Source organism: Streptomyces sp. NPDC057302, assembly GCF_042667685.1.
Classification (GTDB): Bacteria; Actinomycetota; Actinomycetes; order Streptomycetales; family Streptomycetaceae; genus Streptomyces.
The window spans coordinates 52,424-64,589 of the sequence record NZ_JBHUZJ010000026.1; the positions used below are offsets into that span (position 1 = coordinate 52,424).

Annotated in this window: 13 protein-coding genes; 3 read left to right on the forward strand and 10 right to left on the reverse strand. The window is 70.7% G+C overall.

Going from position 1 to position 12,166, the window contains the following annotated elements; translation table 11 throughout:
- Positions 1–16 precede the first annotated feature (16 nt).
- Entirely contained in the window at positions 17–1,018 is a 1,002-nt protein-coding gene (locus ACFUPX_RS19970; RefSeq protein ID WP_383323845.1) for a sugar ABC transporter substrate-binding protein, read from the reverse strand.
- Between the two features lie 119 nt (positions 1,019–1,137).
- The gene (locus tag ACFUPX_RS19975) at positions 1,138–1,887 is read right to left on the reverse strand and encodes a GntR family transcriptional regulator (RefSeq protein ID WP_383323961.1); all 750 of its coding nucleotides are present in this window, start codon (positions 1,885–1,887) and stop codon (positions 1,138–1,140) included.
- A gap of 127 nt (positions 1,888–2,014) precedes the next feature.
- Here ACFUPX_RS19975 and ACFUPX_RS19980 point away from each other — a divergent pair, with 127 nt between their 5' ends.
- Complete coding sequence (locus tag ACFUPX_RS19980; RefSeq protein WP_383323848.1) at positions 2,015–3,034, forward strand: Gfo/Idh/MocA family oxidoreductase; 1,020 nt, start codon at positions 2,015–2,017, stop codon at positions 3,032–3,034.
- 108 nt (positions 3,035–3,142) lie between these two features.
- On the opposite strand, the gene ACFUPX_RS19985 is transcribed toward ACFUPX_RS19980, so the two are convergent.
- Positions 3,143–3,805, reverse strand: a complete 663-nt coding sequence (locus ACFUPX_RS19985) for a response regulator (RefSeq protein WP_383323851.1) — start codon at positions 3,803–3,805, stop codon at positions 3,143–3,145.
- 143 nt (positions 3,806–3,948) lie between these two features.
- Positions 3,949–5,247, reverse strand: a complete 1,299-nt coding sequence (locus ACFUPX_RS19990) for a sensor histidine kinase (RefSeq protein ID WP_383323853.1) — start codon at positions 5,245–5,247, stop codon at positions 3,949–3,951.
- A 159-nt stretch (positions 5,248–5,406) separates the two neighbouring features.
- Between ACFUPX_RS19990 and ACFUPX_RS19995 the strand changes: the two genes are divergently transcribed.
- Positions 5,407–5,613 (forward strand): hypothetical protein, encoded by a 207-nt coding sequence (locus tag ACFUPX_RS19995; protein WP_383323856.1) that lies wholly within the window; start codon positions 5,407–5,409, stop codon positions 5,611–5,613.
- Between the two features lie 44 nt (positions 5,614–5,657).
- On the opposite strand, the gene ACFUPX_RS20000 is transcribed toward ACFUPX_RS19995, so the two are convergent.
- The 4 genes from ACFUPX_RS20000 to ACFUPX_RS20015 all read right to left on the reverse strand — a co-directional run bounded on the left by ACFUPX_RS20000 (position 5,658) and on the right by ACFUPX_RS20015 (position 8,350).
- Positions 5,658–6,077, reverse strand: coding sequence for a ribonuclease domain-containing protein (locus ACFUPX_RS20000; RefSeq protein WP_383323859.1), 420 nt, complete (start codon positions 6,075–6,077; stop codon positions 5,658–5,660).
- A 92-nt stretch (positions 6,078–6,169) separates the two neighbouring features.
- Entirely contained in the window at positions 6,170–6,616 is a 447-nt protein-coding gene (locus ACFUPX_RS20005) for a hypothetical protein (RefSeq protein WP_383323862.1), read from the reverse strand.
- Between the two features lie 57 nt (positions 6,617–6,673).
- Entirely contained in the window at positions 6,674–7,579 is a 906-nt protein-coding gene (locus ACFUPX_RS20010) for a DMT family transporter (protein WP_383323865.1), read from the reverse strand.
- 162 nt (positions 7,580–7,741) lie between these two features.
- On the reverse strand, positions 7,742–8,350 hold the full coding sequence (locus ACFUPX_RS20015; RefSeq protein WP_383323867.1) for a dihydrofolate reductase family protein: 609 nt from the start codon (positions 8,348–8,350) through the stop codon (positions 7,742–7,744).
- A gap of 215 nt (positions 8,351–8,565) precedes the next feature.
- Between ACFUPX_RS20015 and ACFUPX_RS20020 the strand changes: the two genes are divergently transcribed.
- On the forward strand, positions 8,566–9,306 hold the full coding sequence (locus tag ACFUPX_RS20020; protein ID WP_383323870.1) for an SDR family NAD(P)-dependent oxidoreductase: 741 nt from the start codon (positions 8,566–8,568) through the stop codon (positions 9,304–9,306).
- A 145-nt stretch (positions 9,307–9,451) separates the two neighbouring features.
- Here the strand turns inward: ACFUPX_RS20020 and alc are convergent, their stop codons facing one another.
- Positions 9,452–10,567, reverse strand: a complete 1,116-nt coding sequence (gene alc / locus ACFUPX_RS20025; protein ID WP_383323874.1) for an allantoicase — start codon at positions 10,565–10,567, stop codon at positions 9,452–9,454.
- Positions 10,568–10,572: 5 nt separating this feature from the next.
- Positions 10,573–11,907 carry an allantoinase AllB gene (allB, locus tag ACFUPX_RS20030; RefSeq protein ID WP_383323877.1) on the reverse strand — a complete coding sequence of 445 codons (1,335 nt, stop codon included), beginning with the start codon at positions 11,905–11,907 and terminating at the stop codon, positions 10,573–10,575.
- Positions 11,908–12,166 lie beyond the last annotated feature (259 nt).

Below are 12,166 nucleotides of genomic sequence, written 5' to 3' on the forward strand. Positions count from 1 at the left end.
CGGATCACGCATGTGTTCATCGGGTACCGCGGGCGGTGTACTTCTCCAGCTTCGGCACGTCCTTCTCGGTGACGATGGCGGGTCCGGTGAGGACGGGCTTGCCGCCGCCCAGGACGTTGGCGTTGGTCTTGTACAGCCACAGCTCGTCGATGGCGAGATAGCCCTGGAGGTAGGGCTGCTGGTCGACGGCGAAGCCGACCTCCTTGGCCTTGAGGCGCTTGACGACCTCCGCGTTCAGGTCGAACGTGTCGACCTCCGCCCCGCTCTTCGCGTCCTCCTTGGCCTTCACCGAAATGGCGGCGATCGGCGCGCCGAGGGTGACCACCGCGTCGATGCTCTTGGTCGCCTGGAGCTTGGCGCTGATGGAGGACTGGGCGTTGGGGGCGTTGGTGCCCTCGACGTTGAGGTTCTCGACCGAGCCCTTGAAGGTCTTCTTCACGCCCGCGCAGCGCTGCTCCAGCGAGACGTTGCCCTGTTCGTGGATGACGCAGAGCACCTTCTTCTTGCCGCGCTTGGTGAGCTCGTCGCCGACGGCCTCGCCCGCCACCGACTCGTCCTGGCCGATGTGGCTCAGCGCGCCGAACTCGGCGGAGAACTCGCCGCCGGAATTGATGGTGACGACCGGTATCCCGGCGGATGCGGCCTTGCCGAGGACCGCCTTCATCGCCTCGGGCTTGGCCAGGGTCACGACGATGCCGTCGACCTTCTTGTCGATCGCCGACTGGACGAGCTCGGCCTGGCCCTTGGCCTCTTTGTCGTTGGAGTAGAGGAAATCGACGTTGTCCTTGCGGGCCGCCTGCTTGGCGCCGCTCTGGACGATGTCCCAGAACGTGTCGCCCTCGCCGGAGTGCGTGACCATCGCGATCTTGAGGCGGGGCGTGTCGACGCCCTTGCCGCCTCCCCCGCCGTCGCCCGACTTGTCCTCGTCGTCCTTGCCGCCGGATCCGCTGCAGCCGACGACGAGCGCGATGGCCGCCACACAGGCCGTGATGCCCGCTGCCCTACGGTCTTTGCGCATGAGTGGGACCGCCCCTTCTCCCGGCCGCCTCAGTGCGGCTGGGGGAGTTCTAGCCGGGGGCGCGCGGCAGCGTCAATGGCTTTGTCAGAACATTCTGACGACCGTGAGCGAGTTGGGACCTACGGCCGTACGAGGAGCTGGAACTCGAAGGAGTAGCGCGAGGCCCGGTAGATGTGCGAGCCGAACTCGACCGCGCGGCCCGTGTCGTCGAAGGTCGTGCGCTCCATCGTGAGCAGCGGGGCCCCCTCGGGCTCGCCGAGCCGCTCGCCCTCGCCGGCGGTGGCGGCGCGGGCGCCCACGGACTGGCGCGCGCTGTGCAGGGTGATGCCGGCGGCGCGCATCAGGCGGTAGAGGCCGGTGGCTTCGAGGCGTTCGGTGTCCAGGGCGATCAGGCCGCTGGGGAGGCGGTTGCGGAGGTAGGCCATGGGCTCGCCGTGGGCCAGGCGGAGCCGCTCGACCAGGTGCACCTCGTCGCCCTCCGCGACGCCGAGGGCGGCTGCGACCTGGGCGGACGCGGGCTCGATGGTGTTGCGCAGGACGCGGGTCTCGGGGCGCTGGCCCGCCGCCTCCAGGTCGTCGTAGAGGCTGCTGAGTTCTAGGGGGCGCTTGACCTGGCTGTGCACGACCTGGGTGCCGATGCCCCTGCGGCGCACGAGCAGTCCCTTGTCGACGAGCGACTGGATGGCCTGGCGGACGGTCGGCCGGGACAGGCCGAGGCGTCCCGCGAGCTCGATCTCGTTGCCGAGCAGGGTGCCCGGTGTCAGGGCGCCGCGCTCGATCGCCGCCTCCAGCTGCTGGGACAGCTGGAAGTACAGCGGGACCGGGCTGCTGCGGTCGACGCCGAGCTGAAGGGAGACGGTGGGGTCCACGGCTGGTTTGGCGACTGATTTGGGCACGGGGCGAGCGTAGTCGCAGGGAATGATGACGGGAAGTTCTGAAGTTCTGTTGTCCGGACAAAGGATTGACAGGACCGCGGGGTGTGGGAAGGGTGGGTCCATGCGCATCGGACTGATCGGAACGGGCCGTATCGGCACATTTCACTCGACGGCTCTTCAGCGGCATCCCGAAGTGGACGCGCTGGTCGTGGCCGACGTCGACCCGGGGCGGGCCGCCGGGCTCGCCGCGCGGATCGGCGCGGCGTCGGCGGCCTCGGTGGACGACGTGTTCACCGGGGGCGGCCGGTCGGGCGCCCTGGACGCGGTGGTGATCACGACGGCGACCTCCGCGCACGCCGAGCTGATCGGCAGGGCGGCGCGGGCGGGGCTCCCGGTCTTCTGCGAGAAGCCCATCGCCCTCGACCTGCCCGGCACGCTGGCCGCGCTCCAGGAGGTCGAGGCCGCGGGCACGGTGCTCCAGCTGGGCTTCCAGCGGCGGTTCGACGCGGGGTACGTGGCGGCGCGCGAGGCCGTGCGGTCGGGGCGGCTCGGGCGGCTGCACACGGTCCGGGCGATGACCTCCGACCCGGCGCCGCCGCCGGCCGCGTACCTCCCGCTCTCCGGGGGCCTGTACCGCGACTGCCTGGTCCACGACTTCGACATGCTGCGGTGGGTCACCGGCCGCGAGGTGACCGAGGTGTACGCGACGGGGTCGGACGCCGGGCCTTCGATGTTCCGCGAGGCGGACGACGTCGACACGGCCGCGGCGGTCCTCACCCTCGACGACGGCGCGCTCGCCACGGCGACGGCCACGCGGTGCAACGGCGCGGGCTATGACGTACGGATGGAACTGGCCGGGGAGGACGACCAGATCGCGGTCGGCTTCGACGACCGCACTCCCCTGTCGTCCGTGGAACCGTCGGGCCCGCCCCCGCCCGACAAGCCGTGGCCCGGCTTCCTGGAGCGTTTCGCTCCCGCGTACGAGGCGGAGCTCGCGGCGTTCGTGGATGTCGTACGAGGAGAGCGAACAAACCCCTGCGAAGGCCGCGAGGCACTGCAGGCCCTGCGGATCGCCGAGGCGTGCGAACTGTCGCGGCGCGAGGGACGGTTGGTACGGATGGCGGAGATCGCCGGAAGCTGAACTTCCTGGCCCCGGGGCCCGCACGACTCCACCCGGCGCGTGGCACGCGCCGGGGCCCAGTCAGCCCACCCGGCCCGGGGGCGGTGCTGTTTCAGGGCGGGGCGTCGGCTACTCCAGCAGGCCCGCGTCGTGCGCCAACAGCGCGATCTGTACCCGGTTGTTGAGGTCCAGCTTCGTCAGGACGCGGGAGACGTGGGCCTTTACGGTGGCCACGCTGAGGTAGAGCTCCGCCGCGATGTCCGCGTTCGACGCGCCCCGGCCCACCGCGACCGCCACCTCCCTCTCCCGCTCCCCCAGCAGACCGAGCCGCTCCAACGCCCTTTCGCGACGCCCCTGTTGGGGGTTCACCCCGGTCACCTGCGTGATCAACTGCTGGGTCACGGAAGGGGAGAGCACCGGCTCCCCCGCCGCCACCGCCCGGACCGCCGCGACGATCTCGGCGGGCGGGGTGTCCTTGAGGACGAACCCGGCCGCCCCTGCCCGCAGGGCCCGCAGCACCTGTTCGTCGGCGTGGAAGGTGGTGAGGACGATGACCTCGGGGGCGTCGGGGCGCTTGCGCAGGGCCTCCGTCGCCGCGAGGCCGTCCATCGTGGGCATGCGGATGTCCATCAGGACGACGTCGGGGCGCAGTTCGGCGACCAGCGGGGCGACCTGGGTTCCGTCCGCCGCCTCGCCGACGATCTCGATGTCGTCCGCGCCGCCCATCATGAAGGACAGACCGGCACGGACCAGCGGGTCGTCGTCGACGAGAAGCACGCGGATCGGGTTCATGGGGCCACAGTAACCAGAGGTCCGGACACCGGATCACGTCTCCCCTTCGGTGTGCGGACACGACCGCGGCGGGGGAAGGAGAGGGGGAAGGAGAAGGGGGAAGGAGAAGAGGGAAGGGCCGATGCCGAGCCGTGCTCCCGCGTTCACAGCTCGTCGCCGCGGCCGGAGGCGGTGTCCCACGGCAGCCAGGCGTCGACCCGGAAACCGCCGTCCCCCACCGCGCCGTGCTCGATGCGCCCGCCCGCCAGCATGGCCCGTTCCGTGAGGCCGATCAGGCCCTGGCCGGAGCCGGGGACGTTCGGCACCTCGCCCGGCGGCGGTGGGTTGCGCACCGACAGGGTGAGGCCTTCGCCTGCCGCGCCGGAGACCAGGACGGTCACCTCAGCGCCCGGGGCATGCTTGCGGGCGTTGGTCAGACCCTCCTGGGCGATGCGGTAGGCGGTGCGGCCCACGGCGGCGGGCACGGCTCCGGGGTCGGTGACGCGGTGGTCGAGTGCCACCTTCATGCCCGCGTCACGGGACTCCGCGACCAGCGTCTCCAGGGCGGTGAGGGTCGGCTGCGGGCGGCCGGAGGCCTCGCCGTCACCTCCGCCGCGCAGGACGCCGATCACCTCGCGCAGATCCTGCAGCGCTTCGTGCGCGCTCTCCCGGATGACTCCGGCCGCGCGGACGATCTCCTGACGGGGGGCGTCGGGACGGAACTCCAGCGCCCCCGCGTGCACGCTGAGCAGGGTGAGGCGGTGGGCGAGCACGTCGTGCATCTCGCGGGCGATGGACTCGCGGGCCAGCCGCTGGGCCTGCTCGGCACGGAGCGCCGCCTCGTTCTCGGCGCGGATCGCACGGTCGCGCAGGCTCAGCAGGAGCTGGCGGCGCGAGCGCACGAACATGCCCCAGCCGATGACGGCGGCACTGAGCAGCGCCCCGAAGAGAACGGCGACCAGGTACGGCAGATCGGCGTCCGGCCGCAGCCAGTAGACGATCGGCAGCGTCGCGATCGAGACCCCGCCGATCCAGCCGACGTACCGGAAGGGCCGGTGCACCGCAAGGGTGAACAGGGCCACCACGCCCGCGCCACCGGCGGTCTCCGACAAGCCGCTGATCAGCACCATGGCGATGGCGAGGCCCACCGGCCAGCGCCTGCGCAGCCAGACCGCGCCGCAGGCGAGCGCGCCGACCACCTGGTCGAATGCCGCGAACCCGGACGAGATGTTCGGGTTGTCGCCGACCGTGTCCGCGCCCACCATGCCGATGACGACGGCCACGAAGAAGCAGGCGAAGTCGACCAGCCAGTCGCGCACGGTCCGCCGGGGCCTGCGCTTGCCCGTGCGCGCCGCGCGGTCCGGGTCGAACTCGGCGGCGACGGCCGAGGGCAGCGCCCAGGGGCGCCTGGCCAAGGGGGCCGATGACGCCGAGGGGACCGCCGGGGGCTCACTGCCGCTCATGGTCGACAAATCTACGCACTGTCAGGGCCTTCGGACGTCGTCCGGACCTGATCGTCGACCAAAGTCGCGCACGAGCAGACTTTCGGAGGGGGCCGAGAGGAAGAAGCCTCACCCCGTGGCCGATGTGAAGGGGAGGCCCACGGGGCGAGGCTCTTCGGTATGAAGCAGGTACTTGAGTTCTTCGGCGTCCTTCTCCTGATCCAGGGCGTGGTCACCCTGGTGCACGAGGCGACCGGCCGGCTGAGCGGCTGGGGCATCGTGCGGCGGATCGGATTCCTCGACGGCTACGAGATCTACGCGGGCGTCACGCTGATCGTGCTCGCCCTCGCCCTGTTCGCCGTCGCGGAGAGCCGAAAGGCCCGCTAGTACCGTGCCGCGGCATCAGTCGCGTGCCACGGCGGGCGGTGGGCTCAGCAGGTGTGGTCGACCAGGTCGAAGGACTCGTAGTGGTCGGCCGTGTAGTAGTCCTCCTGGTTCTTCTCACCGGTCACGATGCGGCGCGCACCACGGTCCGGTGAGCCCGGAGTCACCACGGTGTACTCGTGGTAGTAGCCGGAGCTCTGCGAGGGCAGGATGCCCTCCCTGTTCGAGAAGACGGTGTCGTCCTGCGGATACGGGTAGGGGCCGCCCGCCTCGATCAGGTCCAGGGTGTCGTGCGCCTGGGCGGGCAGCGCGGAGTAGCAGATGTCGCCGACGGCGGCGATGGAGTACGCCGTCGACACGGGGGCGTGGTGATCCGGGGCCGCGCTCGCGGAGGCGGCGACGGGGCCGCCGACGAGCAGGGCGGCGGCGAGGGCGGTGATGCTCACGATTCGTGGGGGGATTCGCATGCGACCAGTGTGACGCGCGTAGAGGTTGTCGTGTCAACGACAAGTACGGTGAATTTTCCGGGAGTTAACCAAGCGCCACCGGCCGGCCGCCGTCAGTCCTTCCCGGTTGAGTCCCTCTTCTCGGCAGAGACCCTCTTCTCGGCCAAGTCCTTCGCCGCGGCGGCCTTCTCCGCGGCGATGCGGTGCTCCGCCATGTACTCACGCATCCGCAGACTGGTGGCCCCGCTGGTGTAGAGCACCGCGCCCGCCACCGAGAGCGGCACCGAGAGCCCCAGCCAGCCCAGCATCTCGGGCCACCGGCGTTCCGCGCGGCAGTCGTCCCACGTTCCGTCGGACCAGGTCGGGGCGTCGCCCTCGTAGAACAGCATCGACTGGCACTTGCGGCTGCTGGAGTACCTGTCGTCCCCGTCGCTGAACGGCGCCATCAACTGGTAGGCGAGCACGACCCAGATGACACCCGCAGCGAACAACAGCACGCCGCCCCAGCTGCGGCGCTTCTGCGCACCCGCGGCAAACTCCTGCTCGAAGTACTCGCCCATGGTCTCCCCCTGCTTGATCGACCATTCGATCGACCATTTGATCGACCACGGAACGTATCACCGGGCCCCGCGCCCCCAACTGGTCCCCACCAGAACCAGCACACCCCCCACCAGACCCACCAGACCCAGCCGTTCCCCGCCCACCGCGATCCCCACTGCGGCGGCCCACAACGGCTCCGTGCCGAGCAGCAGGCTCACCCGCGAGGGAGACGTCCTGCGCACCGCCCACATCTGCACGAAGAAGGCGAAGAGCGTGCAGAACACGGAGAGGAAGATCAGCCCGGCCCACTCGCGCGCGCCAAAGCCCACGGCGACCGACCAGGGCGATGCCCCCGTGCCCGCGGCGGCGAGCAGCGCGAACACCGCTACCGCGCCGCCCAGTTGGACGGTCGTCAGCGAGAGGGCGTCCGCGTCCCGCACGGCCTTGATCCGGGACATCGCGAGGACGTGCACCGTGCGTGCGAGCGCAGCGAGCAGGATCAGGCCGTCCCCGGGCGACGGCCGCGTGAAGCCGCCGCCCTGGGTCAGCAGGACCACGCCGAGCACGGAGAGTCCGGCCGCCGCGAGGAAGGCGCGCGGCGGCCTCTCGCGCGTCACCGCGGCCTCGGCGAGCGGGGTGAAGATCATGGTGAGGCTGATGATGAGGCCCGCGTTGGTCGCCGAGGTGTGGACGACTCCGTACGTCTCCAGGAGGAAGATCCCGCTGAGGATCAGGCCGAGCACTCCCGCCCCGCGCCACTGCGGCGCCGTGAGGGCGCGCAGGCCGCGCCATCCGGCCACCACGAGCGCGGGCAGCACGACGGCGAACCGCAGCACCAGGACGGCGACGACCGTGTGCGTCGTCGTGATGCCCTTGGCCGCCAGATAGCTGGCGCCCCAGACCACGGCGACGAGCAGGACGGGCAGATCGGTGAGCCAGGCGCGGCGCGCTGCGGGCGCGGCGGGAGCGGCGAGCGTCGACACGGGGCGCGGTCTCCAACGGATGCGGCGGTGTGGAGACTTCGACGGCTCTCACGTGGGTCGATCACCGTATCCGGCGCGGATCGCGCCGGGAAGGGACGGCGGCGACCGTCTCACTGTGCGGTCCGCGCGGTGTCGGTCGGAGCGGCGTCGGTCCCAGAGGCGTCAGTAGGTGCCGTACTCGGGGCGGCCCGCGCGCTCGTAGGTGCTGATGACGACGCCCGTCGACGTGATGCGCGAGGCGGTGTGCCGGAACGCGGTGGGCAGTCCGCCGTCGGCGAAGAGCCGGCTGCCGCTGCCGAGGGCCACGGGGAACGTCATCAGGTGCAGGGTGTCGATCAGGTCGTGCGCCATCAGGGACTTCGCGAGGCCCGCGCTGCCGTGCAGCTGGAGTTCGCGCCCCGGCTGCTCCTTGAGGAGCCGGACGTCCTTGGCCAGGTCGTCACGGCCGATGAACCGCGTGCCGGGCCAGTCGCTGCGCGTGAGCGTGGTCGAAGCCACGTACTTGGGCAGGGAGTTGAGCCGGGACGCCACCGGGTCCGACGGGTCGGTCTTGTCGGGCCAGTACGAGGCGAAGATCTCGTACGTACGCCGTCCGAGCAGGAAGGCGTCGACCCGGTCGAAGACCTCGGTGACGAAGGCCATGAAGTCCTCGTCCCCGTAGGGCACCGACCAGCCGCCGTGCTCGAAGCCGTCGCTGCGGTCCTCCTCGGGACCGCCGGGGGCCTGGATGACGCCGTCGAGGGTCTGGAACTGGGTGAGCGTGACTTTCATGGCGAGCACCTCTCCATGTCGTGGTTGCTGCCGGTGTCGTGGTTCCTGCCGGTTCTCTCACCTACTCAGACCCCGTGCCCGCCGGGAAGTCATCGCGTCCCGCCGCTGAAATCGCTGTCCATTTCCCGCCAGCCACGACGCGCGCCGGCCGCTTTCATTGAACCCGCAAGCACTTCTCACGCATTGCGCTTCTCTCCACACAAAAAGGATCTGACATGTCTTCTCTGACCGGCAAGACGGCTCTGGTGACCGGTGGCAGCCGCGGCATAGGCGCGGCGATCGCGCTGCGGCTCGCGCAGAACGGTGCCGATGTCGCGATCACGTACGTCAACGGGGAGGCCGCCGCTCATGAGGTCGTCGCCAAGATCGAGGCGGCGGGGCAGCGCGGCTTCGCCATCCGGGCCGACGCGGCCGATCCCGGGGACGCCGCGGGCGCGGTGGAGCGCGCGGCCGACGATCTGGGCCGCCTGGACATCCTGGTGAACAACGCGGGCATCGGCGTCCTCGGCCCCATCGGGGACCTGGCGCTCTCCGATGTCGACCGGGTGCTCGACATCAACGTACGTTCGGTCTTCCTGGCCTCGCAGGCGGCGGCCGGGCGGCTTGCCGACGGGGGCCGGATCATCTCCACCGGCTCGGCGCTCACCCGGTACGCGGGCGGGGGCGGCGGCACGCTGTACGCGATGAGCAAGGCGGCGCTCGCGGGGATGAGCAAGCCGCTGGCGCGGGAGCTCGCGGGGCGCGGGATCACGGTGAACGTGGTGCATCCCGGGGCGATCGACACGGAGATGAACCCGGCCGACGGCCCGTTCGCCGAGCCGCAGAAGGCGGGGACGGCGCTTGCCCGCTTCGGCTCGGCCGACGAGGTGGCGTCCCTGGTCGCCTATCTCGCCGGGGACGACGCCGCGTTCATCACGGGCGCGGAGCTGGTGGCGGACGGGGGCTACGGAGCCTAGGAACACGGCCGCCGGACGGCTGAAGACCTTCCCGGGTCGGGGAAGTCTCGGGCCGTCCGGCGTACGAGGACGAACTCGGCGAAGTCGGTGACCGGCGGCGGCCGACCGCGGCCGACCGCGGCCGACCGCGGCCGACGGTGCCGAACTAGCCGCCGAGCTCCTGGTGACGTGCCGTCAGACGGCTCGCGCCCGCCTCGGTCAGCGAACCGAAGAGGTGCAGCCGGGAGATGCCACCGTCCGGGAAGATGTCGATGCGCACGTGCGTGCCGACGACCGGGGCGTCCAGGACGAAGCGGTGGTTGGTGTCGGGCTGGAGGCGGGTGCGGGGCAGCGCCTCGACCCACTCGCCGCTCTCGCCGTCACGGACCGAAAGCGCGGCCCAGCCCGCCGAGTTGCCCTTGAGGTACGCCGTGTCGATCTCGACGGTGCGGATCTCGGACTGGGCGACCAGCTGGTAGCGGATCCAGTCGTTGCCGTTGTCGCGGCGACGCCGGGTCTCCCAGCCGTCGTCCATCTTGCGGGAGCGGCCCGGCTGGATGGTGTTGGTGGCCGGGGAGTAGAAGCGGTCCGACGCGTCCTCGACCTGGCCGCCGTTCTCCAGGGCGAGCACGTCGAACGTGCCGAGCGCGGTGAGCCACTTGGGGTCGGCGACGACCTCGCCGTAGACCCGCAGGCGTGCGATGCCGCCGTCCGGGTGCTGGTTGACGCGCAGGTGCGTGAAGCGCTGCTCGACGTCGACGGCGAAGCCGTTGGCCGCGTGGCCGCCGACTGCCGTGCGGGGTACGAGAGTCGTCCACTTCACGTCGCCCGAGAGGAGCTCATCGGGGGTCGGCGAACCGTCGACGCTCGCGCCCTCGACGGACACGGCCTGCGGGTAGTTGCCGCGGAAGTGGGCGGTGTCGATGACGATGCCGCGTACGACGCCGGGGGCGCCCAGGCGCACGAGCGCCCAGTCGTGGTCGTCGGCGGTGGGCCACGGGTGCTCGCCCGAGACGCCACGGCGACGGCGGGTCTCCCAGCCGTCCATGACCTTGCCCTTGTGACCGAAGTGCTCCGGGTCGAACACGGCGGCGTGCGCGAGGAGCAGGTTCTCGCGCATGGCGAAGAACTCGTCGTTGGCGGCGATCACACCGGCGCCGAGCTGCCGGTCGGCAAGGTTGGCGTACTGGGTGAAGGGGAAGTCCGCGGTGCGGTAGTCCGCGTAGGGGTCGCCGCCGCCGTAGGGGCTCGCGTCGCCGGTGAAGGTGGCTATCGCCGTCACAGTGATCAGTTCTTCCTTTCCAGAAGTCGGCCTGCGGGTTCACTGAACTCGCCGCCGTGCAGGATGCGTTCGCCGCGCAGCCAGGTGGACTTCACGACGCCGCTGAGGGTCTTGCCCGCGTACGCCGTGACTCGGTTCCGGTGCTGCAGCTCCGCGGGGTCCACGGTGAAGGTCTCGTCGGGCGCGAGGACCGCGAAGTCGGCGTCGCGGCCGGCCTCGATGGCGCCCTTCTGGTCGAGTCCGACCAGTTCGGAGGTGCGTGTCGACATCCAGCGCACCACGTCCTCGAGGCTGTGGCCGCGCTTGCGGGCCTCGGTCCAGATCGCGGGGAGGCTGAGCTGGAGCCCGGAGATGCCGCCCCACGCGGTCGCGAAGTCGTCGGTCTTGAGCTCCGCGGTGGACGGGGAGTGGTCCGTCACGATGCAGTCGATGGTGCCGTCGGCGAGCGCGTCCCAGAGCAGGTCCTGGTTGGCGGCCTCGCGGATGGGCGGGCAGCACTTGAACTCGCTCGCGCCGTCCGGCACTTCCTCCGCGGTGAGCGTGAGGTAGTGCGGGCAGGTCTCGACGGTGAGCTTGACGCCCTCGCGCTTGGCGGCGGCGATCAGGGGCAGCGCGTCCGACGACGACAGGTGCAGTACGTGGACGCGGGCGCCGAGCCGCTTGGCGAGGCCGATGAGGCCCTCGATCGCGGCGTCCTCCGAGACGCGCGGCCGGGTTTCCAGGTAGTCCGTGTACTTGGGGCCGCTCTTGTGCGGGGCCGCGTCCAGCTCGTGCGGGTCCTCGGCGTGCACGATCAGCAGGCCGCCGAAGCCGGCGATCTCCGCCATGGAGGTGGCGAGGCGGTCCTGGTCCAGGTGCGGGAACTCGTCCACGCCGGACGGCGAGAGGAAGCACTTGAAGCCGTAGACACCGGCGTCGTGCAGCGGCTTGAGGTCACCGACGTTGTCGGGCAGGGCGCCGCCCCAGAAGCCGATGTCGATGTGCGCCTTGGTGCGGGCGACTTCCTGCTTCGTCCGCAGGTTGTCGACGGTGGTCGTCGGCGGAAGGGAGTTGAGCGGCATGTCGACGAGGGTGGTGATGCCACCGGCAGCCGCGGCACGGGTGGCGGTCCAGAAGCCCTCCCACTCCGTGCGGCCGGGGTCGTTCACATGGACGTGCGTGTCGACGATCCCGGGCAGCAGGACGTCGTCACCCAGGTCCTCGACCCTGGCCCCCGCCGGTACGTCGGCGTCGTACGCGAGCACGGCCGCGATCTTTCCCCCGGAGACCGTGACCGACGCGGCCCGGGTTCCCTGCGGGGTGATCACGCGAGTCGAGCGCAGCACCAGTTCTACGTCCACGTCCTCAACGCCCTCTCTTCGCTTCTTCGCTCTTGCTTGCCTGTTCGTTCTTTTCCGCTACACAGACCATTCGATTCCGCTAAACGGAATTCAACGTTCTGTTGAATGAGTCTTCACGGCCGACCCCGAACCGTCAAGAGGTCACTCAATGCGCCCCCCATGCGCTCTGGACGTTTCCACAAAGTGGAATTAGAATTCCGCAGACCAGAACGTAGCTACGCACAACCGGGCCGTCAAACGATCACCAGACGTGACGGCG

Coding starts and splice junctions, on each gene's coding strand:
- ACFUPX_RS20015 (WP_383323867.1), bottom strand. CDS start 8,350: ATGAAAGTCACGCTCACCCAGTTCCAGACCCTCGACGGCGTCATCCAG.
- ACFUPX_RS20000 (WP_383323859.1), bottom strand. CDS start 6,077: ATGCGAATCCCCCCACGAATCGTGAGCATCACCGCCCTCGCCGCCGCC.
- ACFUPX_RS20005 (WP_383323862.1), bottom strand. CDS start 6,616: ATGGGCGAGTACTTCGAGCAGGAGTTTGCCGCGGGTGCGCAGAAGCGC.
- ACFUPX_RS19990 (WP_383323853.1), bottom strand. CDS start 5,247: ATGAGCGGCAGTGAGCCCCCGGCGGTCCCCTCGGCGTCATCGGCCCCC.
- ACFUPX_RS19970 (WP_383323845.1), bottom strand. CDS start 1,018: ATGCGCAAAGACCGTAGGGCAGCGGGCATCACGGCCTGTGTGGCGGCC.
- ACFUPX_RS19980 (WP_383323848.1), top strand. CDS start 2,015: ATGCGCATCGGACTGATCGGAACGGGCCGTATCGGCACATTTCACTCG.
- ACFUPX_RS19985 (WP_383323851.1), bottom strand. CDS start 3,805: ATGAACCCGATCCGCGTGCTTCTCGTCGACGACGACCCGCTGGTCCGT.
- ACFUPX_RS20020 (WP_383323870.1), top strand. CDS start 8,566: ATGTCTTCTCTGACCGGCAAGACGGCTCTGGTGACCGGTGGCAGCCGC.
- ACFUPX_RS19995 (WP_383323856.1), top strand. CDS start 5,407: ATGAAGCAGGTACTTGAGTTCTTCGGCGTCCTTCTCCTGATCCAGGGC.